Origin of the sequence: Candidatus Liberimonas magnetica, from assembly GCA_020523885.1 — a bacterium.
Taxonomy (GTDB): Bacteria; Elusimicrobiota; Endomicrobiia; order Endomicrobiales; family JAFGIL01; genus Liberimonas; species Liberimonas magnetica.
In genome coordinates, this window is record JAJAPY010000024.1 from 28556 (window position 1) to 48867 (window position 20312).

At 33.4% G+C, this 20312-nt stretch carries 23 protein-coding genes; 21 read left to right on the plus strand and 2 right to left on the minus strand.

The genetic code is table 11. From position 1 onward, the window contains the following. The 17 genes from LHV68_12980 to LHV68_13060 all read left to right on the plus strand — a co-directional run bounded on the left by LHV68_12980 (window position 1) and on the right by LHV68_13060 (window position 12279). Window positions 1-243 (plus strand): hypothetical protein, encoded by a 243-nt coding sequence (locus tag LHV68_12980; GenBank protein ID MCB4792776.1) that lies wholly within the window; start codon window positions 1-3, stop codon window positions 241-243. Between the two features lie 16 nt (window positions 244-259). Then, a complete protein-coding gene (locus LHV68_12985; protein ID MCB4792777.1) occupies window positions 260-562 on the plus strand; it encodes a hypothetical protein in 303 nt (100 codons plus the stop codon). Continuing rightward, on the plus strand, window positions 559-738 hold the full coding sequence (locus LHV68_12990) for a hypothetical protein (GenBank protein MCB4792778.1): 180 nt from the start codon (window positions 559-561) through the stop codon (window positions 736-738). The genes LHV68_12985 and LHV68_12990 overlap by 4 nt, the downstream gene beginning before the upstream one ends. Window positions 739-949: 211 nt before the next feature. Then, on the plus strand, window positions 950-1186 hold the full coding sequence (locus LHV68_12995) for a hypothetical protein (GenBank protein MCB4792779.1): 237 nt from the start codon (window positions 950-952) through the stop codon (window positions 1184-1186). A gap of 15 nt (window positions 1187-1201) precedes the next feature. Next, window positions 1202-2029, plus strand: coding sequence for a metallophosphoesterase (locus tag LHV68_13000; GenBank protein ID MCB4792780.1), 828 nt, complete (start codon window positions 1202-1204; stop codon window positions 2027-2029). Window positions 2030-2111: 82 nt separating this feature from the next. Then, window positions 2112-2735 (plus strand): transcriptional repressor LexA, encoded by a 624-nt coding sequence (gene lexA / locus LHV68_13005; protein ID MCB4792781.1) that lies wholly within the window; start codon window positions 2112-2114, stop codon window positions 2733-2735. A 12-nt stretch (window positions 2736-2747) separates the two neighbouring features. Next, a complete protein-coding gene (locus tag LHV68_13010; protein MCB4792782.1) occupies window positions 2748-2975 on the plus strand; it encodes a DUF2188 domain-containing protein in 228 nt (75 codons plus the stop codon). Between the two features lie 124 nt (window positions 2976-3099). Further along, a complete protein-coding gene (locus LHV68_13015; GenBank protein ID MCB4792783.1) occupies window positions 3100-4806 on the plus strand; it encodes an N-6 DNA methylase in 1707 nt (568 codons plus the stop codon). Then, window positions 4800-5618 (plus strand): site-specific DNA-methyltransferase, encoded by an 819-nt coding sequence (locus LHV68_13020; GenBank protein ID MCB4792784.1) that lies wholly within the window; start codon window positions 4800-4802, stop codon window positions 5616-5618. Before LHV68_13015 ends, LHV68_13020 begins: the two co-directional genes overlap by 7 nt. Beyond that, window positions 5611-6582, plus strand: coding sequence for a hypothetical protein (locus LHV68_13025; GenBank protein MCB4792785.1), 972 nt, complete (start codon window positions 5611-5613; stop codon window positions 6580-6582). The genes LHV68_13020 and LHV68_13025 overlap by 8 nt, the downstream gene beginning before the upstream one ends. 1 nt (window position 6583) lies before the next feature. Beyond that, on the plus strand, window positions 6584-7066 hold the full coding sequence (locus LHV68_13030; protein MCB4792786.1) for a hypothetical protein: 483 nt from the start codon (window positions 6584-6586) through the stop codon (window positions 7064-7066). Window positions 7067-7135: 69 nt separating this feature from the next. After that, the gene (locus tag LHV68_13035) at window positions 7136-7828 is read left to right on the plus strand and encodes a DNA/RNA nuclease SfsA (protein ID MCB4792787.1); all 693 of its coding nucleotides are present in this window, start codon (window positions 7136-7138) and stop codon (window positions 7826-7828) included. 239 nt (window positions 7829-8067) lie between these two features. Then, the gene (locus LHV68_13040) at window positions 8068-8445 is read left to right on the plus strand and encodes a response regulator (GenBank protein ID MCB4792788.1); all 378 of its coding nucleotides are present in this window, start codon (window positions 8068-8070) and stop codon (window positions 8443-8445) included. Between the two features lie 146 nt (window positions 8446-8591). Continuing rightward, complete coding sequence (locus LHV68_13045; protein MCB4792789.1) at window positions 8592-9128, plus strand: hypothetical protein; 537 nt, start codon at window positions 8592-8594, stop codon at window positions 9126-9128. After that, window positions 9094-10710 (plus strand): hypothetical protein, encoded by a 1617-nt coding sequence (locus LHV68_13050; protein ID MCB4792790.1) that lies wholly within the window; start codon window positions 9094-9096, stop codon window positions 10708-10710. The genes LHV68_13045 and LHV68_13050 overlap by 35 nt, the downstream gene beginning before the upstream one ends. Window positions 10711-10947: 237 nt before the next feature. Then, a complete protein-coding gene (locus tag LHV68_13055; protein MCB4792791.1) occupies window positions 10948-11493 on the plus strand; it encodes a hypothetical protein in 546 nt (181 codons plus the stop codon). A gap of 99 nt (window positions 11494-11592) precedes the next feature. Continuing rightward, window positions 11593-12279: a HEPN domain-containing protein gene (locus tag LHV68_13060; protein MCB4792792.1), complete on the plus strand. Its 687-nt coding sequence runs from the start codon at window positions 11593-11595 to the stop codon at window positions 12277-12279. A 29-nt stretch (window positions 12280-12308) separates the two neighbouring features. Here LHV68_13060 and LHV68_13065 read toward each other — a convergent pair whose 3' ends face one another. Then, on the minus strand, window positions 12309-13397 hold the full coding sequence (locus LHV68_13065) for a zinc ribbon domain-containing protein (GenBank protein ID MCB4792793.1): 1089 nt from the start codon (window positions 13395-13397) through the stop codon (window positions 12309-12311). 3 nt (window positions 13398-13400) lie between these two features. Next, window positions 13401-14894: a DUF4062 domain-containing protein gene (locus tag LHV68_13070; protein ID MCB4792794.1), complete on the minus strand. Its 1494-nt coding sequence runs from the start codon at window positions 14892-14894 to the stop codon at window positions 13401-13403. Window positions 14895-15626: 732 nt separating this feature from the next. Here LHV68_13070 and LHV68_13075 point away from each other — a divergent pair. The 4 genes from LHV68_13075 to LHV68_13090 all read left to right on the plus strand — a co-directional run. Beyond that, complete coding sequence (locus LHV68_13075) at window positions 15627-18584, plus strand: N-6 DNA methylase (protein MCB4792795.1); 2958 nt, start codon at window positions 15627-15629, stop codon at window positions 18582-18584. Window positions 18585-18594: 10 nt separating this feature from the next. Then, window positions 18595-19542, plus strand: a complete 948-nt coding sequence (locus tag LHV68_13080; protein ID MCB4792796.1) for an FRG domain-containing protein — start codon at window positions 18595-18597, stop codon at window positions 19540-19542. 300 nt (window positions 19543-19842) lie between these two features. Further along, window positions 19843-20022, plus strand: a complete 180-nt coding sequence (locus LHV68_13085; GenBank protein MCB4792797.1) for a hypothetical protein — start codon at window positions 19843-19845, stop codon at window positions 20020-20022. A gap of 142 nt (window positions 20023-20164) precedes the next feature. Beyond that, window positions 20165-20312: lipocalin family protein (locus tag LHV68_13090; protein MCB4792798.1), on the plus strand; the 148-nt coding region annotated here is incomplete at its 3' end.

Genomic DNA, 20312 nt, shown 5'->3' on the forward strand with positions numbered 1-20312 from the left:
ATGGATACAAATGTAAAAGAAATATCAGTAACAAGACACATAAATCTACTGGATGGTCAAAGCATGGACATCAGTGTGACCGGTTCTGTCAGAGAAGCAGGGATAGGTCCAGAATTAGCTAAGGTTGTGCTTTTGAATGTCCTTAGCCATGGAGTAGTAACAGTTCTTAAAGATGAGATACTGAAGCCGATAGAAGAAAAGTATGCAAGGCCTATGCAAAAACAGGCGCTTAAAGTTTACTAAATGGAGGTGAATGGCAATGTACTACAACAACGATACTGTTTTAGAGTCATGTATGAAATTAGCTGCTATTCCAGTCATGGGTGGTTTAATGGGTGTTGCAGCAATAATGATAAACATATTGCTCGATGTCCTGATGGCAGTACCATTCTGGATATTTTGGACTATTTTCAGGATAGGAGATAAATACTTTTACTTTTTGCCTGAAATATATCACAGTATCTCATTATGGCATTGTATAAGTATTTTTATATGTCTTGAGACGATTAGATGGGTTTTATTAAAGAATAGTTCGAGCGTTAATTCTAAGAGCAGCGGATGAAAGGATTATTCATGAAAAATCCAAGAAACCTCAAAAGTATTATCGGAATATTCACTGATACAAAAGATGTTGCTAGAAAACATGATGAATATTTAAGCGCTCGTAGACCCAGAAAAGGTTGGGCTAGAAAACTGCGCTTAATGAAAAAAAGAGCGGATGATATAATAATTCAGTAAAGGAGCACTGCATTGAAAATCGTTGTAGAGTTAAAAAATCCCAGCCAATGTAATGATTGTCCTTGCATTGATAGTGAATTTTACCCTATGAAATGCAACTATTTCAATATTAAGCTGAGATTTAGTAAAGATGGAATAAACAGGCCAAAGATGTGTATCAAAAAGAACGGTTTATAGAAACCACAAATAAATTCACAGGAGGTGAGATACTATGAAATGGTTATCAGTAGTTTTATGTTGGCTGGCGGCAGCAGGAATATTTTACAGCATGTTTTTCAAGCTGGCGCCGTATGTTTGCACACTTATCCCTGCCGGTCAATGGCAGGGATTTATGAAAGTTGCCGTTTATTTTGCTGTAGCTTATTTAGGCGGGCTTGGAATACCGCTAATTCTGATATTTTACAGCTCAATAATACTCTGGAAGGCAAAGAATTTTGATAATTTCTAATAGAAGGAGCAAAAAATGAAAATAATGCTTACTACCGACTTACATGGAAACACGTGGAAATACAAAATGCTTGTAAAAGAGGTTCTTAAGCTAAACCCCGGCGTTGTTATCAACGCCGGGGATATGTTGCCTAATGATAACAATCTGCACAGGCAAAAGGAATACATCCTAAACCAGTTAAATGAGCATTTTAAAGCTTTCAATGAAGCAAAAATATATTATCTATGTTTTCCAGGGAACGATGATTTGAAGGCTTTTGATGGCCTATTTGAAGAAATCTGCAATAGATATCCCTATGTCAAGTATTTGGCTCAAAAGAAGGTTAAAATAGGCGATTATGAGTTTATCGGGTTCAACCTGGTTCCGAACTTTCCCTTCGCATTAAAAGATAGATGCAGAAAGGATGATAAAAAGTTTAGAATTGGCTATCAGCCCGGATATGCATTTTTCTCTACTGAAAATGGGTTTGAAAAAATATCGGACTGGAAAAGTCACATTAAAACACTCCCTACGATAGAAGAAGAACTTGAAAATCTTGTGAAACCTCAGGATATGTCTAAAACCATATATATTATGCATGCCCCACCGGCTAATCTTTGGCTTGATGTCACATTAACTGGTATGAAGGTTGGTTCTAAAGCAATCTATAGATTTATTAAGAAATATCAGCCAAAGCTGACATTACACGGGCATATCCATGAGTCTCCCGATATGACAGGTGTTTGGAAGGCAAAGCTCGGCAAAACTTTATGTATCCAACCTGGCCAATACGGGCATATGGAAGATCTTGTTTATGTATCTATAGATTTAGATAAATTTCAATGTGAAAGGATAAGAATATAGCTTATTTGAACTCAAACTTCTCTAGGTCTTGACAAATTAAATTGGAGTATGTATAATCATAGTGTATAATAGGTGTATAACTATGAATAATATCGTTTTAACAGACAAAGAAAAGGAAGCACTTCGTTCAATACGTAATTTTTTAATGCATAACGGACGCATGCCGTCTGTTCGTGAGCTAATGAACTATATGGGGTATAAATATCCGCGTTCTGTTTCATTGCTCTTTGTGCAACTTACAAAAAAGGGTATTTTAAAAAGAAAACTTGATGGAAAAGTCATACTTGCAAATGATAATGATAAAAAAGAAGTTAATGCGCAGACTGTAGATATTCCTTTGCTTGGTTCTGCTCCCTGTGGAACTCCAAACTTTGCCGAAGAAAACATTGAAGCAGTGTATCCAGTATCTGTTAGGCTTGCACCGCCCCCATATAAATATTTTCTTTTGAGGGCAAAAGGCGATTCAATGAATGCAAAAAGCATTAATGACGGCGATTTGCTTTTAATAAGGCAACAACAAACTGCAAAAAATGGTGATTCGGTAGTGGCGCTTATTGACGGCGAATCAACAATAAAAGAATTTCATAAAACGGATAATGCAATTGTACTGAAACCGCGGTCTAAAAATGATAAATTTAAGGCAATAATTCTAACAAATGACTTTCAGGTTCAAGGAGTTGTTGTTACAGCAATCAGAGGTTTATAGGAGGAATGTAAAATGGGTAAAAACATTTGGGTTGTCCACAAAGGCAATAACTGGGCTGTAAGAAGAGAAGAAGGTAATATTGTTTCTAATCATAGAACTCAAGGTGCAGCAATTGATGCAGGAAAACCAATTGCAAAAGCAAATCAATCAGAATTATTAATACAAGGTCGTGATGGTAAGATAGTAAACAGAAATACATATGGGCCTAATGATCCTTGCCCACCGAAAGATAAGAAATAAATATTGCTTTGAGAAATAATATTTAAAGTTGTATAATTCTTAAATAGTAGTATAAAATTTAAAAGTCTAAGTCTAGATTGGAAAAATAAGAAAAGTATAATTTTATATAGAAAAAAAGGATCGCATGAACTTAAGGAAAATGCCATTATTAGAACAAAAACCAGACTCAAGTGCACTTCAGATTGATTTTGGTAGTATTCTGATTAATACGAAAAATGGTTCTGTTAAAGAGATGTTTGCGGAACATGTTGCTAACGGTCTCCCTCACGACATCGTAGGTGCAAGTTTTGAGAAGTCGCTTGAGTATTTTGAAAGAAAAAATACCGGGCAGTACTATACCCCTAAAGAGATAGTCGAATATATTCTTTCGCAACTGGATATAAACGAGGATTCTAAAATATTAGACCCTTCCTGTGGTTGTGGATCCTTTATAATGGAAACATTTGAGTTATTGAAAAAGAAGTATGGAATGCAGTCTATTAAGAATATTTATGGTGTTGATTTAAACGATAATGCAGCAAATGTGACTCGCCTTTGTTTGTTCCGTAATGTCGAATTTAATAAGAGATATATTGATACAATAAAAGGCAATATTAAAACAGGTAATAGCATCGTTTCAAACCCGCTGATAGACAAGAATGCTTTCAATTGGGGATTGGAGTACAGAGAAGTCCTTGAATCTGGTGGCTTTGATGTAATTATCGGGAATCCCCCTTATGTTACTTTAAGTCAATCATCAGCATTTGATCCTGAAGAATCGTTTTACTCAAGCATAATCAATGGGCCTGTGAATGCTGCTACACTGATGATTTGCCGGTCCCTAGATCTTCTTAAACAGGGTGGTATATTGGCATTCTTACTGCCAAAATCTATTTTATATGTGAACTCATATTCAAAATTCAGGGAATATATATCGGACAATACTGAAATACAGCAAATTTATGATTTAGGTCCAAGATTTGAAGATGTTCGTGGAGAACAGTTTATTCTCATACTTAAAAAGAGCAAGCCGTCTATCATAAATAAGGTAAAAATTAGTGTTTTTGAAGCAAAGCTGAATGGTTTAAATAACCAGCCAACAGCTTATGTCGAGCAAAATGAATTGAAGCACTCTGGCAGATTTTTAACGTTTGAAAATAAAGAATATTATTCTTTAGTAAGTAAACTGGCAAAAATTGGAGTTTCATTAGAGACTTATACGGATGGCAAGATATTTCGTGGTCTGCCAATAGGCGGGAACCATACTACAGTCCTTAATAAACCTAATTCCGAAAGAGTAATAAGAGGTAAAGATATTGCAAAATTCAGAATAAAGACCCTTCCTCTTATTGATAGCGCACAGCTTCAAAAACAAAGTGATAGTAAAATACGAGAAATTAAGAAAAAGAAAATTGTTTTACAAAATATATTTTCAGCAGAAGCTGGTATTATTTCATCGTATGATGCTAAAGGGTTATTAACCCTTGATACGGTAACCAATATTATCGTAAAATCTGATTTCGAAGGAAAATATATACTTGCGCTCCTTAATTCAAAGCTAATCAATTTTTATATTATGTACTATTTGTTCAATAAGTCAAGATTGACAATGCACGCAGATAAAGCTTATTTAGGGCTAATTCCAGTCATTAATGAACCTGATAAGCGCATAGTTAACTCCATGATATCTATAATTGATGATATTGTGAATGGTATCGGGACAGTTGACCCTAAAGAAAAACAAAGAGATTTAGATAAACTAGTATATAGACTTTATTCGTTAAATAAGGAAGAAATAATATTAATAGAGTCAGCTGTTAATAAAATAATGTCTAGGAAAAGTATATGGTAAATAATGATAAGCGTTATAATGAATTAACCGGGAAGGAATGGCTGCAATATTCCTTTAGTATTTGGAGAGATTTAAGAAAATCTGCCGAAGAAATTAAATTGAAGCATCCTGCGATGTTCCCTGAACAGCTCGCTTCCAGAGTAATAGACATTTATACTAAGAAAACAAACACTATTCTTGATCCTTTCATGGGAGCCGGAAGCACTGTATTGGCTTCGTATAAAAAAGGTAGAAAGGGTATAGGGATAGAGTTGTCAAAAGAATATATCAGTATCGCTAAAAGCAGGCTGAAAGAAACAAAAAAGAAATTAAAAGATATAGCTACTATTGAGCCCGCAATATTTCAAGATGATTCTAGAAATATGATGAAGCATCTCAAAAAAGAAAGTGTTGATTTATGCCTCACATCGCCACCTTACTGGGATATATTGCTGAGAAACAGAACGGCAGATAGACAAGATATAAGAAAATACAGCGATTCTGATGTGGATCTAGGAAATATCAATGACTATGTAAGATTTTTAAATGAATTGAAAAAGGTATTTTCATCAGTATATGAAGTGTTAAAGCCAAATGGCCATTGTGTAATTGTTTTAATGGACATAAGAAAGAAAGACAAATTTTACCCTTTTCATTCGGATATGGCAAAAATAATGGAAGAACTAGGTTTTGTTTATGAGGACCTTATTATCTGGGATAGACAACACGAATACAATAATATGAAACCATTAGGATACCCTTATGTATTCAGAGTCAATAAAGTTCATGAATATATTTTAATATTTAGAAAAAGGGTGGAATTAAATGGATAATGCACAATTGGCTTATTTGCTTGGCATGATAGCTGGAAAAGGAACTATAAGAAGAAATCCGAATGATACTGATGTTATCATTGAGATTCCTCATAAGAATATTATAAGCGAAGGGATGGATGCAGCTCTTTCAGTTAAAGCAAGTCTCATAGATATAAAGAATAATCTAGAACCTCTTATTGGTGCAACCTTGACTCCTAATCTAGAAAAAAATAAAACTACAATTAAATTCGTGAAAATAAACGAAGATTATCTAATTCGGGAAATTAATCGGCATTTTCAGAATTTTAACTCCTGTAAAGACTTCAGGATTCCTGAAGAAATATTTAATTCACCTAATGATATAAAAAAAGAATTTATGTTGGGGCTAGGAGATGTTACGGCGCATATAAGGAGTAGCAATGTTGCATTCAAAAGAAAAGATGCTCTTCATATCCATGGCTATAGGACATATATAGAGATTCCCGTCAACTGGTATATGGTGGTAGATATTGGCAATCTGCTTACTGATCTTAATGTTCCAATCCATAATATAGATTGGGCACATCCTAATATGAGAGATTCAAATTTGAAACAGTATAATAAAGGTAACAAAATGTTCTGGTATAAAGAACACCAGATAAAAATATTTGCCGATGAATATGAACAAATAGGTTTTAAAATAGATCATAAAATGAAAGCATTGAAGACTTTAGCGGATAAAAACAGGGAAGAGTATGATAAAGATTTAAAGGTTAAGATGAATGATACTGATTCTGATACGAGAAAAGAAAAATACAAAAATATGATTGGACACATTGACAGAATTCATCATAAGTATTATTGGGAAACCAGGGAAGTTAATAAGGAGCCGAAGCCGGTACATCCTATGGAATCAAGCGATAAGATCCCAGTCGAAATCAGAGGAAAACATTTTGATTCTTGGAAGGCTATTTCTGATGCTTTGGGTTATCGGAGAAAATAAGATGAGTAAACAAGAAGAACAGTTATATCCTGAAATTGAAGAATGGTTTAAAGGTTATCTTAAAGACAGATATCCTAAATATGAAATAATTACCACTTACAAGACATCTCGTATAACCCTGGATTCCTATTTAAAAACCCTTAAAATTGACTTGAATGTAGCCGTAGGACTGGCTATAAAAGTTGATATTGTTGCTGTTCTGAGGAAAGGCGAGGAAATAAAGTTAGCATTTGTAGAAGTAAAGGATGGCCCTCTTACACTTCCTGCTCTTGGCCAGTTGTGGGGTTATACTCAATTAATAAGTCCAGTTGAGTCGTTTTTGATTTCATCAAAATCATTAGGTAGACTTCCCCATCTTTTCAATATATTAAAAAGAGAAGACCTTTTGGTATATGGTTTAAAGAAGGAACGAATAATGAAAATTGCAAAATGGGATACGACAAAAAAGTCTATTGATTATTTTTCTCTAATACCAAAAAAATAGGCACTCTAGAATGAGCATTAAGCCGTGAGTATATTTAGATTTAAAAAGCCTTTGATAGAAGGTGTCGTTATGGATCGACCGAATCGTTTTGTAATGATGGTCGATGTAAATGGCCGAATAGAAAGATGTTTTTGTCCGTGCCCCACGAAAATTGGTAACCTAATATTCGAAAGCATCCCTTGTCTTCTGTCAAACAGTAATAGCTCTAACACTAAGTATACAGTAGAAGCTATATCCTTAAGTCCTGTAGATGTCACAAGGAAAAAATGGATAGGGATTAATCAAACAAAAATAAACAGTTACATTGAACATTTATTTCTTGCTGGAGAATTGAATAAAGTTGTGAAGAGAATAAAAAGTGTAAAGAGAGAATACGGTTTGAGTAACTCAAAAATAGATTTTCTTGTAAATACTTGTTTAGTAGAAGTAAAAACACCTTTAACTAATTTACCCTACAAATCTTATTTAAAATATCAACCCGACAAAGCATTTCATTCTTATCATAGAACTATAAAACACTATAACCTTCTTTCAAAACATATTGGAGAATTTTCTAGGGCAATCGTCTTGCATTGTTTTATGTATAATGCAGAAAAATATAGAGACTTGTTTAATAACATAACGAAAAAAAGGATGCGGAATATAGTTAAAAAAGCCATCTTCAATGGTGTAGAAAATTGGCAAGTTAATCTTAAAATAGGTCCCAAAGGCGTAAGTCTCATAGATTGTTATAAATTAAATAATATATGTAATGGAATATAGAAAAATAACGAAAATAGAGTTTCTTCGAACTCGGGATTATGGAATTAAATCCTGTAGGTCTGTAGGAGTTGATGTCACAAAACAATATGATTATTATTTCTGGTGGAATTATGTAGAATATTTTAGGACCTTAATAGATAAAACTAAAGTTGATAAACGAATATTAGACAGAGCCTTATGGCAGTATTCAAAAGAAAACCAGAAAAATAGCTACAGTCATGGTTTGAGGTCATAATTTTATGAAAGGTTTTCTAATTGTTGATGATGAAACAGCAATGTTTCAATTATACAAAGGTATTATCAGGAAGGAATTTGAGGCCGTAGTTTTTACTGCTGAAAATAGTGAAGAAGCAGAAGATATGATAGATAAAATAAGCCCTGCAATAGATGTTATAATATCGGATATAAACAGACCAGGAAAGAGTGGTTTGGATTTTGCTCGCGATATTCATAGAAAATATCCAAAGATCAAGATATTCCTTGTATCCGGGAACCTGGCAGATGGCAGAAAGGAAAAGGCAGAAAAACTAATTAAGGCTGGTGTAATAAAAGGATTATTACAAAAACCTTTTGAAGTATCTAATTTTAGAAGTATGGTAAAATCATTTACTAAATAGTGGGAGTTCTATATATCCCCTTGTTTATACTCGATATTAATATTAAGTTTGCGTCAATTTATACATTATGACTAATAAGGAGAAACGAATTGTTACCAGATTTTCTTAAAATTAAAACTAAATTTACTGATGTTATGAATAAGTTTATGAAAACCCTGATAAATCAAGAGCCATTATTAAAGGGTGTTTCTAAAGCTAGACATTTTGAAGGAGATATCATCTCGGGGGTTTCACAAGATGGGTATAAAGATGAATCAAAATATCAAGACTTCAAATCTGAATTTAAAATAGATAAGGATGATTTAATAAAAAAAGGACCGAGATTGTTTATTGAAAATTGTGAAATTGTTGCTAAAGAGATGAGAGAAGCAGCTGCTAAGGCTATGATAGATAAAATAAATCAGGTCACTGAAGAGACTGGGAACATCGTAGATGGAAAAGGTAAGAGATTTAGCTTTGAGTTATTTATGGAAATGTTAGATAAATATCCTATGGAATTTGATGAAAATAAAAACCCAATTATGCCAACAGTGATTGTTTCTCCAGCAATAGCATTAAGAGTGAAAGAAGAACTTCCTGTATGGGAAACTAACCCGGTGTACAAAAATCAATTAGATAATCTAATAGAAAGAAAAAGGAAAGACTGGAATGATAGAGAGAGCTATAGAAAACTGGTTGACTAATACTAATGAACGCAATTATCAAATTGCTTTCTGTCAGGTGCTAATGAATAAAGGCGAAAAGATAATTTATGTTTGCTCTCATGGACCAGCGGAGCAAGGCAAGGATATAATTAGTATTGATAAAGAAGGTAATAGTAAAGCTTATCAGCTAAAGACGGGTGATATTAACTTAGCTGAGTGGAGAAAAATTAGAGGCGAAATCCAAGATTTAATAGAACTATCTATAAGACACCCCTCTGTAGATAAAACTAAAATGCATAAATCAGTATTAGTTGCAAATGGAGATATAACTGCCGATGTTAGAGCCTATATAGATCAGTTAAATGATGACAATGTCAGAATGAATCGTAATTTTTCACCTTTGTCTATTGTTTGTAAAGATACGCTTTTAAAAGAGTTCATAGATGCTCATGGTAGATTTATGCCAGTAGAATTAAAAGATATGCAAATGTTCTTGGAGATATATTTGCATAATGGTAAAGATTTTTTTCCTAAAGAAAAATATATAAATCTAGTAAATAATATGCTTTTTTCAAAAACATACAAACAAAAATCTGATTACTTTAACATAATATCTAGTAGTGTTATTATAACTTCTTATATTTTAAAGTCTTTTCAAGAGCAAAATAACTACTACGCCATGTTCGAAGCATGGGTATTGCTTGCAGGTAATATATTAAGATATGTGAAAAGAAACAATATTGACAAAGAATTATATTTGGAAACATATGATTTGATAAAAGAAGAGGTTGAAAAGAACATTCAGCTTTTAGAAGAAGAAATTATTGCTAAAAAGGTATTTTTAGAAGGAAATCCAATGGGGGATGGTTGGTGGGTATATAAAGCGAGAGCAACTATTGTATTGGGAACTATATCTGCTTTTGAAGTAAAAAACATAGAAAAAAATAAAGAATATAGAGTCCGACAGCAATTCGTTGATTTGGTTAAAGAGAATGTAAGTAATAAAGTTGTGTTTTATTGGGGCGAAAGTGCCTTTCCGTATTTTCTTAATATAATTAATTTCCTTGAAGCCATTCAAGAAAAAGAATTAGCATTAAATCTTCTTATTGCATTGTTTAGCGATACATTAAAAATGAAAGAGTTCGAATACAAAGGGTTCCCAATGCCTAATCCATATTATACTGCTGAAGAATTATTGGAAGCACTATTAGGTATTTCTTTTGATCAGTTAGGAGAAGAAACATTTGTAGGGTCATCATATGTGTTGAACTCATTAATAGAGATGCTTGCTAGAAGAAATCAAAGAAAAATTCTTGAAGAAAATTGGAAAAAAGTGTCATATATTCATTACGATGTGTTTGCTCCAAAGAAGTTTGAAGACATCTTTTTATGGAGAGCAGAGGAAGGAGAAAACCATTATGAATTTCCAAATATGACTCAAAGCTGGAAAGATCTTTACAAAGAAGCAAACAATTGCGAAAACGTGGATAATTTTTATAGAGAATATTCTGATTTAATTAGATATGCACTGATAACATATCCACATAGGATAAATAAATATGTTGTAAGATCGCTAGATATAGTGTCTTGCTTTGGAAAAAAGCTACATACAAATTTATAGAGTCAAAGAAAGCAGGAAAAGATACGATTAGAGCATCTCAAATCAATTGGTTAGAATCCGCACTTGAAGCCGGGTTTAGTATACGAGATTTTCTATTAGTGGAGTGGGATTTTAAAGATAATGGATAGCAAATTAAAACTTAATACAATAGTTTAAATTGTATTGTAAAATAAATCAATTATTTGAAATAAAACAGGATCGAAAAACGCTTTAGTAATATCTTTAATAGGAAATATAATGAAAAAAATAATTATCTTTATATTGGCAGCTCTTTTAATATATTTTATTATATTATCTTTTTATTTGAGAACAAGGCCGATAGAACAAAAACAAGATTCAAAAGAGATAGTGTCTTTATATAGGCCACATTTAGAAAATATTAATAGCATTCTTAAGCAGAAAGCTTTATTTGATAGTTGGAACAGATACTACGATCCCGCTTATTTTTTAGAATACTTTAAACAATATAATAGTATTCTTCAAAAACTTAAGAAAATAAATCCTAATATCTTTTCTGTATTGCCAAAAAGGTCATTTCCGCTACCATCAAAAACTACTGATTTTGATGGTAGAGGGTATCTAGTAAAAACAGATTTAGAAAAACTTTCGGAAGATATAAATCTAGCCATAGCATTAATAGATAATAATTATGGCATTAAAATATCAAACCAGGATGAAAAGAAAAAATTGTTCTATGAACAGTGGTGGTTCCAATTTCTTATTGCTCCTTTCATTGTAGGTATAATATTGATAATAATAGAAAGGATAATCAGAAAAAAATAAAAGTATTTGTTGGGTTGTAATTGTTTTGCAAAATTATACTAATTGGACCAATGTATGTATAAAAATCATCTTATTTATTCTTTTATTGATGGATCGTTTATGGATATTGCCGATAAAGATTATTTGGCGGCAAGAATATGTTATCGGTATGATTTACCCCAAGAGTTTTTATGGTTATCTTTACAAGCTATAGAAAAATATATCAAAGCAATATTGCTATATAACGAACAAGAAACAAAAAGTATCGGACATGATATATCTAAGGCTTATGATAAAATGAAATCTTTGAAGGAATTTAGTTTTGATATTCCTAAAGATGTAGAGTCATTTATTAGTTACTTAAATAGATATGGTTTAGATCGTTATTTTGAGAAGCCATATTTTTTATATGGAGAAGAATTATTGTCACTTGATAGAACTGTCTGGTTTATTAGGCGATATTGTGGTTTATTTAATTCTAAAATTAAAAAAATAGATGGAACAATGGTTGATGGTTTGTCTGCAAATTTAAAGAGAATTCAAAATCCTTATTATTTAAAACAACCAAATAAGTTTATTCATCATGGGTATTTAGGACATGTGTTAAATAACAAAAGATTAGAATTGAGGAAGCAACTCGTTTACAAAAATTTCTATTTTGGGACCTATAAAAGGAAGTTAATTAAAAATTACAAATTAAAGTCAGGTTCTGGCACACCAACTCATATTCATCATAAAGAAATATTTGATGAATTAAAAGCAAAAGTAAGGTTTTCAAAAGAAATAATAGATCATTTTAAGAATTAGCAAAACTTTATAATATATTGAAATATCAATCAATTGTTTGAAATAAAACAGGTTCTGATAGCGTCCCCTAGGGGACCCCAAACTAAACGTCGTACCGATTTTTTACCCAGTTTCTGACGATAATCGAGAGGTTCGAATCTCTCGATTATCGTTTTTACCCCTAAATTAAGATTTTTGATGATTTCAAACGGTTCTTTTAATTTTATCGTCAGTAAATTATCCATAAGGGAGAGGTACGAAGCTAAAAAGGATACTACATACCGTTTCTCTTCATCAGAGCCGCTTAAAAACCTGTTTTTTGCCTCTTTTGCCATATTAAAAACCTCAATAGATTTATCCAGCCAGCTTTTGGCGCTCTTTCCATCAGTTCTTATAAGCTCTTCTAATCGTATCTTTTCATTCATCAACTCGTCTTTCTTTTTTACATATTCTTCTTCAGTGATCTCTTTGTTAATTCTCATGTTCATCAGTGTATCTATTTTGGTGCTGCAGGCTGTAAAAGCCTTCCTATAGCCTTCCAATAACATTTCCTGGCTTTTAATATCTTCTGCATAGTCATTTTTGAGCTCTTCTATGGCCCAGTCATGGAAATCCTGGGGGATTTCTACGCTTTCAAGAACGGGTATAATTTGTTTTTCCAGTTCAGCAGCAAGTATGTATTTTTGTGAGCAGTTGGGATTTTTCATCTTTGTACAATGGTAGTATATATAACGATGAGTATTACCATTCTTTTGGCGTTTAATCCTGTTTTCTGCTGTTATCATACAACCGCACTCGCCGCAACGAATAAGCTGTGTAAATGGGAAATAATGCTTCTTTACCATAGGTTTAAAGCGGCCGCTGAGTATTTTCTGAGCCCTGTCATATTCAGTCCTTGTAATCATGGGTTCGTGCTTTCCTGTATAAAGTGTCCCGGCATAATAGAAATATCCGTAATAGAAAGGATTTCTGAATACTGCATCCAGGCGGGGCAAACAGATGACCTGATTTATGTCGTCGTTGACACAAGTACAATGCAATGCGAGAGAGTTAGTATCTGATGAAGTCTTATGTGACATTTTTAGGGACAAAATACTGTTTTTAGGGACATTCCGTTTTAGGGACATTTTTAGGGACATTTTTTACTTTTTAGGGACATCGAGGTTAGACTGGAAATATGCACCTTTCTTGTATCCAATTTTCTTAATGTAGCCGGTATCTAATAAGCCTTTGATATCCCTTTTTGCAGTTTTATCACTAATATTTTTAAACAGTTCGGTATATTTATGAATTGTAAAAGTATGGCGCTCATTAACCATCAGCCTTAAAGCCTCTATTTGCCGCTCATTTAATCCTAGTTCCTTTAAATCTGTCTGGCGCTCTTTCGGAATGCTTGGCACAAGATCTAAAATATTATCACCGGGACCAAAGAATCTGGATACAAAGAAGTCGCCTTCTTCTTCCAATACAGGCTTACTAAGCCCATGTTCTTTCATTAAGCGGTTCATTTTGCCGATACCAGTGCCGAACCGTTCCATATCAAGAGTTTCATGAAAAATATGGCATATATTTTCATTTCTTGTAGCATGATGGCCCTCAAGCCTTTTTATGTTTAATCCGGGCAAAAGCCCGCCGGGATTGCTTACTTCAACCCTGTCATCAAATATAGATATCATTATCGGCGTTCCCATGCGGGTATAGTCCCGGTGCGCGATAGCGTTTATTACAGCTTCACGTATCGCTGCGTAGGGATATTCAGGAATATCAACCCGTTTAAATTCAACAATTTTATTAGCAAGCCTGGTATTTCTTAAAAAGAATCTTTCAACCTGATCAAGCATCTTATATATGGGCCCGGTTATTTCTGCGGAATCCAAAAAATAGCTGCGGGTCGATCCTTTGAACCGGGCGATTCTAATCTCACTTTGAGGGATAAAGTCGGTAGGATTTTTGCCAAAAAACAGTAAAGCCGTGTTTGTAGGAACCAGTTTCTTGCCAGATTCAGATACGACCTTAAGTGTATTAACAAGAAAATCCTTTATTTCTATCTTTGGTACTGCAACTTTAAGCTTTATAGCCCTGGTTTCAAGAAAGTCCTTAACCTGTTTTTCGTCAATATTGCTGTATGATGCTTCAATATTTATTCTTTTATCAAAAGATAGGAGATTTATCATTCCTTTTTCATCCATGCAGGAAATCAGGCTGTTAAGCACTTGTGTTCTTAGATCTTCAACAATATCAAAACGCTTGTAAATAGATACTTCCCGGGCAGATTTAATAAATTTCTGGATATCCTTGTCCTTAATGGAATCATTTTTTCCTTTGATATAGATAAGTGTATCGCCGTTAGGATTCTTTTTTAAAAAATGTTTGAATTCTCTTTCAGTAGCCGATAAGCCATCTGCTCCTTTGATGCCGTATTCTTTGCCGAGAACACCTATGTAAATATCACTGTTGGCTACTTCTTTCAAATAAGTTGAAGTAGGCGGTTTTCCCGTAGCAGGAAGGTCTTCAAACAAAAATACATCAAAGCAGTTTCTTAAAGAAGAGTTGTTGAGAATTACATCTTTTACAGCAAATCTTTCTTCCCTAAGTTCTTTCTGATTGGCGCTGATAAAAATTCGTTGTTTCTTCATATATTATGAGATAATTTTACTTATTTCTAAAGTAATTAACAGGATGAAGAAATACTAAATATTAAAACTACAGATAGGACAGCCTTAAGAAATCAATATTTATTATTAGAAAAAAATATGATAAAAAAGGAAGGTTTTAAAAAAGACGCTGCTTATACGGCAAAACAAAAGGTGTCGGATATATAGTATTACTGTCGGATAAAATGTCGGATACTCTGATGTCGGATAAATATGAAATATGTCGGATAAAATGTCGGATAAATAATCGTCAGGTAAAAATCCTTAATTGTCAGGTAATCGTCAGATAAAAATCTATAATTGTCAGATTTAATATAGAGATAAAATCAAATCATCCGATTTTCCGCATAAGCTATAATGAACAAAAGTAACCAATCGTTAACTAATCGTAAAGCAAAACTATCTAATCGTAAAGTCTAAGACGAAGAATAAACCTGTCGAAATAGGCAGTCATTTTTTAAACTATTATACTTTTACCTAAAAAATCACTTATTTATTAGCAAAAACAAGGTCAGAACCGCAAATAATTGAATTTGCCTGTTACTTCAATATTTGGTATAATTCTGACTAAATCTTGCTGCTGTTATGGGTACTGAAATCGTGAAAATGAATATATCAAAATGAGGGGATTATGAGTACCAAAGCAAAAGGAATAGTAATTTAAAACCACACTTGCAAAAATACAGTGTGGTTTTTTGTTGTAAAGGAATTTGAATGACACTTACGAAACTGCAGGCCAAAGAAAACCTTTCAAAACTCATCAATAAATTTGAAGTGGAACTTGCCTCAGGGCAGGCCAGGGAATACAACGAAGAGGCAACTAAAACCGCGTTTATACAGCCGCTTTTAAAAGATGTGCTCGGCTGGGATGTTAACGATAACAACGAGGTCAGCCCTGAAGTCAGGGTTTCCCGCGGCAGGGTTGATTACGGCCTTAAAGCCTGCGGCAAAATAAGGATGTTTGTTGAAGCAAAGCCCATAAAAGCGGATTTGGATAAACATATAGAGCAGGCTGTCCGCTACGGCTACAACCGCAGGGACGTTCCCTTTGTGCTTCTTACGGATTTTGAAGGAGTAAAACTTTTTGACGTTACCTTTAAGCCTGATTTACGAAACCTTAAAAAAGGCTTGAAAATTGAATTAAATTATAGAGACTATCTAAAACAGTTTGACAAACTGTGGCTTTTTTCAAAGGAGTCCGTTGAAAACGGCGAATTAGACAAGCTCCTTTTAAAGAAGCCCAAAGACCGCCAGACAGTTGACAAGGCCATACTTGCCGACCTTGAAAACTGGCGCGAAAAACTCGCAAAAGACATCTACAAAAACAACCCTCATCTTTTCCATTCGCAGGACCTGGAAAAAGACAGCGCCTACCTTAAAGAAATTACGCAAAAACTGCTTGACCGCATAATCTTTATGCGCTTTTGCGAAGACAGAAAACTTACGCACAGAAACAATTTAAGAGCCATCTTTGAAGAAAGAACGGATGCCGTAGGCCCGAAGGCAATGCTTTTTCTGGCAGAAGAGTTTAAGGATTACAGCCGGGTTTATAACAGCGACCTCTTCGCTTTTAAAGATTGGGAAGAGAAACTACAGATAGATTTTAAGGTAATGAAAGAAATAATCCTTGAAATGTATAATCCTTACCAGTTTGACGTTATCCCTCTGGAAGTTTTGGGCAGTATTTACGAGCAGTATCTTGGCTACACGGCGCGGCTTACGGAACACCAGGTAAAATACGAGCTTAAAATGGATGTTCGCAAAGCCGGCGGGGTTTACTACACGCCGGAATATATCGTTGACTACATAATAAAGAACACGGTAGGCAAACTTCTAACCGAGCTTCCTCCATCCAAAATCAAAAAACTGCGCATTCTTGACCCTGCCTGCGGCTCCGGCAGTTTTCTTATAAGAGCCTACGAAGAAATGCTTAACTACTACAAACAGCAAAAAATAAATAAAAGAAAACATTCTTCCTCTCTCCCTGTGTCATTCCCGCAGGCAGTAAGCGGGAATCCAGAAAATGCCGTTGACGGCGAACTCGCCCTTAACCACGATCAATCCTCCCGCCCGCTTTCAATCCAGGAAAAAGCTAATATTCTAAAGGAACACATCTTCGGAGTTGATATAGACGAGCAGGCGGTGGAAGTAACAAAGCTTTCCCTAATGCTTAAAATGCTTGAAGACGAATACGGTTTTGTCCCCGGCCGCGCGGTCCTTCCCATGCTTGACGGCAACATAAAATGCGGAAACTCCCTTATATCCGGTTCAACCTTAGAGCTGAAAAAATACTTCGGCGACGATTACTACAAAGTAAAACCCTTCAACTGGGAAGAACGCTTCCCCGCCGCCCTGCGCGAAGGTGGATTTGACGTTGTGATAGGAAACCCGCCTTATATTGGATTTCATGGTTTTGCTTTAAATAAAAATTATTTTAATGATAAATATCTAAGTGCAAAAGGGAAATATGATATTTATGTTCTTTTTATTGAAAATGGATTGAATTTACTTAAAGGAAATGGTTTGCTTTCATATATTTGTCCGACTGGTTTTATGAAAAGGGATCATGGTCAAGATGTAAGGAAATATTTGTTGCATAATTCCGTGATTAAGTCAATAATTGATTTTGAACACAAGCAGGTATTTAAAGATGCTCTAAATTATACAGGTATATATATATTGTCAAAGCCATACAACAAAAATAATAAGTTTAGATATTTAAAGGATATAGATGATGCTTTTGAGTTGTATAATCAAGACGATCTTTCCGAAAACACATGGATATTTAGAGATAAATTGAATACTGCTATAATTCAAAAGTATAAAAATAATAAGCGGTTTGGAATATTATTTGATTATGTAGATAGTATATCCGAAGGAATAGTAACAGGGTTAAACGATGTGTACTTGTTAAATGAAGAATTGATAACGCAGAAAAAATATGAAAAGATATATTTTAAACCCTGTCTTAGGGGGAGAAATATTAGGAAATATAGTTTTGAGAATGTTTCAGAGTGTGTGTTTTATCCATATACAAATAATGAAATAATTGATGAAGATAGTATACGAATAAAAGCTCCAAAATATTATGACTTTTTATGTGAGAATAAAAGCAAATTAAAGGCAAGAGAGTATTTTAATAAATCTTCAAAAAAGTGGTATGAATTGTGGAATCAAAGAAAAGAATCTAATTTTAATAGTGTAAAAATAGTTGTCCCAGAACTTGCAGATGGAAATCGCTTCATGCTGGATTTTAATAAATTATATTACGGAGATACTGTTTGTGGGTTTTATTTAAAAAATGATGTAAAAGAGAATGTAAAATATATTTTAGGGGTACTTAACTCAAAGTTTTTAGAATGGTTTTATAAGCGAACCACAGTGCCGAAAGCAAATGATTATTTTATTTATAAAACGATGTTTCTTAAAAATATCCCAATAAGAAAAATTGACTTTGAAGAAAAAATAGAAAAAGGGTTGCATGACAATATTGTTTCGTTAGTAGATATTATGCTTGATCTAAATACAAAGATTCAAACAGCTCAAGGCAGTAAAAAAGAACAAATCCAGCAGCAGATATCCCAAACCGATCGCGAAATTGACGAGATAGTCTATAAACTCTACGGCTTAACCAAAGAAGAAATAAAAATCATAGAAGACGATTCAAAATGAGGAACATAAAATGTGTGATAAAAGGGAATTTATAAATAATTTAAATGAAACAGGTAAATCTGTGGGTTCAGTAATTCGAGAAAAATTGCCAAAAATATTGAAATTTATTCAAAAACTATCTGAATACAATAAAAATAATTGTTACGAAGAAATTACTCTAAATACATGGGAAGATGTTGAGAATAAAATTATAGAAATCAAATCTGACCATAATCAAAACCATGGCGTAATATTTAGAGGACAATCTGATAGTAGATGGAATCTGGAAAGTTCCTTGGAGAGGTTTGGAATAAAAAATTGTTCGATAAATAAATACAGTGAATTTATTAATAGTTTTTATGAAAAAATATATAAAGAACCTTTATGTGTGCAGTGTCCGAAAAAACTAGATTTTATTGATCATCAAAAACTTATCGAAGCAGGCGACATTCCTTTAAACGATTATATGGTCTATTTAAGACATTACGGTTTTCCATCTCCTTTACTGGATTGGAGTGAAGATAAGGATGTTGCAGCTTTTTTTGCATTTGCGACACCTGAACGTGAAGGAGTTAAATATTCGTCAATATTCGTTTATTATCATTTTAGTGCTCAGCTTGTGGGTGATTCTCAACCAGACTTTGTTTTAAAATCATCAAAAAATAGATTGATAGAACGAGATAAAATACAAAAAACATGTTTTACAGTTGCCTATAAAAATAATCGTAATTTAAAGACAGCAGAGTATGTCCCATTTATGGATATATTAAATAAAGAAACTGAAAGTCAAGACCATGGCAGTTATAAAATTATGAATAAACCAAAAATTGTCAAGATAAAGATACCGAGAACTGAAAAATATAAAATTCTAACAATAGTTAACAAAAGAAATATTAATTATTATTCTTTATTTAAATCTGAAGAAGCATTTCTCATGAATATGTGGTACAAAAACAGACAGTCAGATAGCATTTTGTAAATAGTTATGAATTTTTGGTACACAATAAGAAAATACGGTGTCAAATACGGTGTCAGGCTTGATAAGTTGAACAAAAAAGAAAAGATTGATATTGTCCTTACAGGTTGATTAAATAAAATAAAGAAGTTTTAATTATTTCAACAAGTCAAAGCCGTACACAATTTTCTGTAATAGTTAATCGGTTAAGAGTGTCCCTAAAGTCCCAGGTAGCGGATTAATCGCATTATTAGAAAAAAATAGCATAATAGGGCGCTATAGCAAAACAGCTGAGCTTAAATGTTAAGCAAAGGAGAAATTAGAATGGACATAATAAATACTTTTATAAATGTGATTCTCATTGGTTGTATTTATTATTTTCGTAACTACTTAAAAAAAAAGGGTGAAAATATCGCAACAAAAGAAGATATACATGAAATTACCGATAAAATTGAGTCTGTAAAACAAACATATGCAAAGAAAAACCGTGTCAGGCTTGCTTAACTTGCCTAAAAAAAGCGGTGCCAGACATGACTTACTTGACTAACTGAATATGGGACGGAGTCGCGCAGAAGAGAAATTAAATTCAACGCGGGGTAACTCCATTGTTAGGAAATACGGTATTGACAATCCAGGGACGGTTTTGATGAAAACATATATTCTGATAGTCGCTTTGTTTGTCTTCCCGGCAATTGTGACTGGTGCGCAGAAGTTACCGGACATTAAGACTGTTGATTATGTGGATATAAACCGCTATATGGGCACATGGTACGAGGTCGCCAGGATAACCCACT

Excerpts from the sequence above, each read along its gene's own strand:
- LHV68_12980 (MCB4792776.1), top strand. The coding sequence starts at position 1 with ATGGATACAAATGTAAAAGAAATATCAGTAACAAGACACATAAATCTA.
- LHV68_13035 (MCB4792787.1), top strand. The coding sequence starts at position 7,136 with ATGGATCGACCGAATCGTTTTGTAATGATGGTCGATGTAAATGGCCGA.
- LHV68_13085 (MCB4792797.1), top strand. The coding sequence starts at position 19,843 with ATGGACATAATAAATACTTTTATAAATGTGATTCTCATTGGTTGTATT.
- LHV68_13065 (MCB4792793.1), bottom strand. The coding sequence starts at position 13,397 with ATGTCCCTAAAAATGTCCCTAAAACGGAATGTCCCTAAAAACAGTATT.
- LHV68_12995 (MCB4792779.1), top strand. The coding sequence starts at position 950 with ATGAAATGGTTATCAGTAGTTTTATGTTGGCTGGCGGCAGCAGGAATA.
- LHV68_13055 (MCB4792791.1), top strand. The coding sequence starts at position 10,948 with ATGAAAAAAATAATTATCTTTATATTGGCAGCTCTTTTAATATATTTT.
- LHV68_13080 (MCB4792796.1), top strand. The coding sequence starts at position 18,595 with ATGTGTGATAAAAGGGAATTTATAAATAATTTAAATGAAACAGGTAAA.
- LHV68_13050 (MCB4792790.1), top strand. The coding sequence starts at position 9,094 with ATGATAGAGAGAGCTATAGAAAACTGGTTGACTAATACTAATGAACGC.
- LHV68_13015 (MCB4792783.1), top strand. The coding sequence starts at position 3,100 with ATGAACTTAAGGAAAATGCCATTATTAGAACAAAAACCAGACTCAAGT.
- LHV68_13030 (MCB4792786.1), top strand. The coding sequence starts at position 6,584 with ATGAGTAAACAAGAAGAACAGTTATATCCTGAAATTGAAGAATGGTTT.
- LHV68_13060 (MCB4792792.1), top strand. The coding sequence starts at position 11,593 with ATGGATATTGCCGATAAAGATTATTTGGCGGCAAGAATATGTTATCGG.
- LHV68_13025 (MCB4792785.1), top strand. The coding sequence starts at position 5,611 with ATGGATAATGCACAATTGGCTTATTTGCTTGGCATGATAGCTGGAAAA.
- LHV68_13040 (MCB4792788.1), top strand. The coding sequence starts at position 8,068 with ATGAAAGGTTTTCTAATTGTTGATGATGAAACAGCAATGTTTCAATTA.
- LHV68_13075 (MCB4792795.1), top strand. The coding sequence starts at position 15,627 with ATGACACTTACGAAACTGCAGGCCAAAGAAAACCTTTCAAAACTCATC.
- LHV68_12985 (MCB4792777.1), top strand. The coding sequence starts at position 260 with ATGTACTACAACAACGATACTGTTTTAGAGTCATGTATGAAATTAGCT.
- LHV68_12990 (MCB4792778.1), top strand. The coding sequence starts at position 559 with ATGAAAGGATTATTCATGAAAAATCCAAGAAACCTCAAAAGTATTATC.
- LHV68_13070 (MCB4792794.1), bottom strand. The coding sequence starts at position 14,894 with ATGAAGAAACAACGAATTTTTATCAGCGCCAATCAGAAAGAACTTAGG.
- lexA (MCB4792781.1), top strand. The coding sequence starts at position 2,112 with ATGAATAATATCGTTTTAACAGACAAAGAAAAGGAAGCACTTCGTTCA.
- LHV68_13045 (MCB4792789.1), top strand. The coding sequence starts at position 8,592 with ATGAAAACCCTGATAAATCAAGAGCCATTATTAAAGGGTGTTTCTAAA.
- LHV68_13000 (MCB4792780.1), top strand. The coding sequence starts at position 1,202 with ATGAAAATAATGCTTACTACCGACTTACATGGAAACACGTGGAAATAC.
- LHV68_13020 (MCB4792784.1), top strand. The coding sequence starts at position 4,800 with ATGGTAAATAATGATAAGCGTTATAATGAATTAACCGGGAAGGAATGG.
- LHV68_13010 (MCB4792782.1), top strand. The coding sequence starts at position 2,748 with ATGGGTAAAAACATTTGGGTTGTCCACAAAGGCAATAACTGGGCTGTA.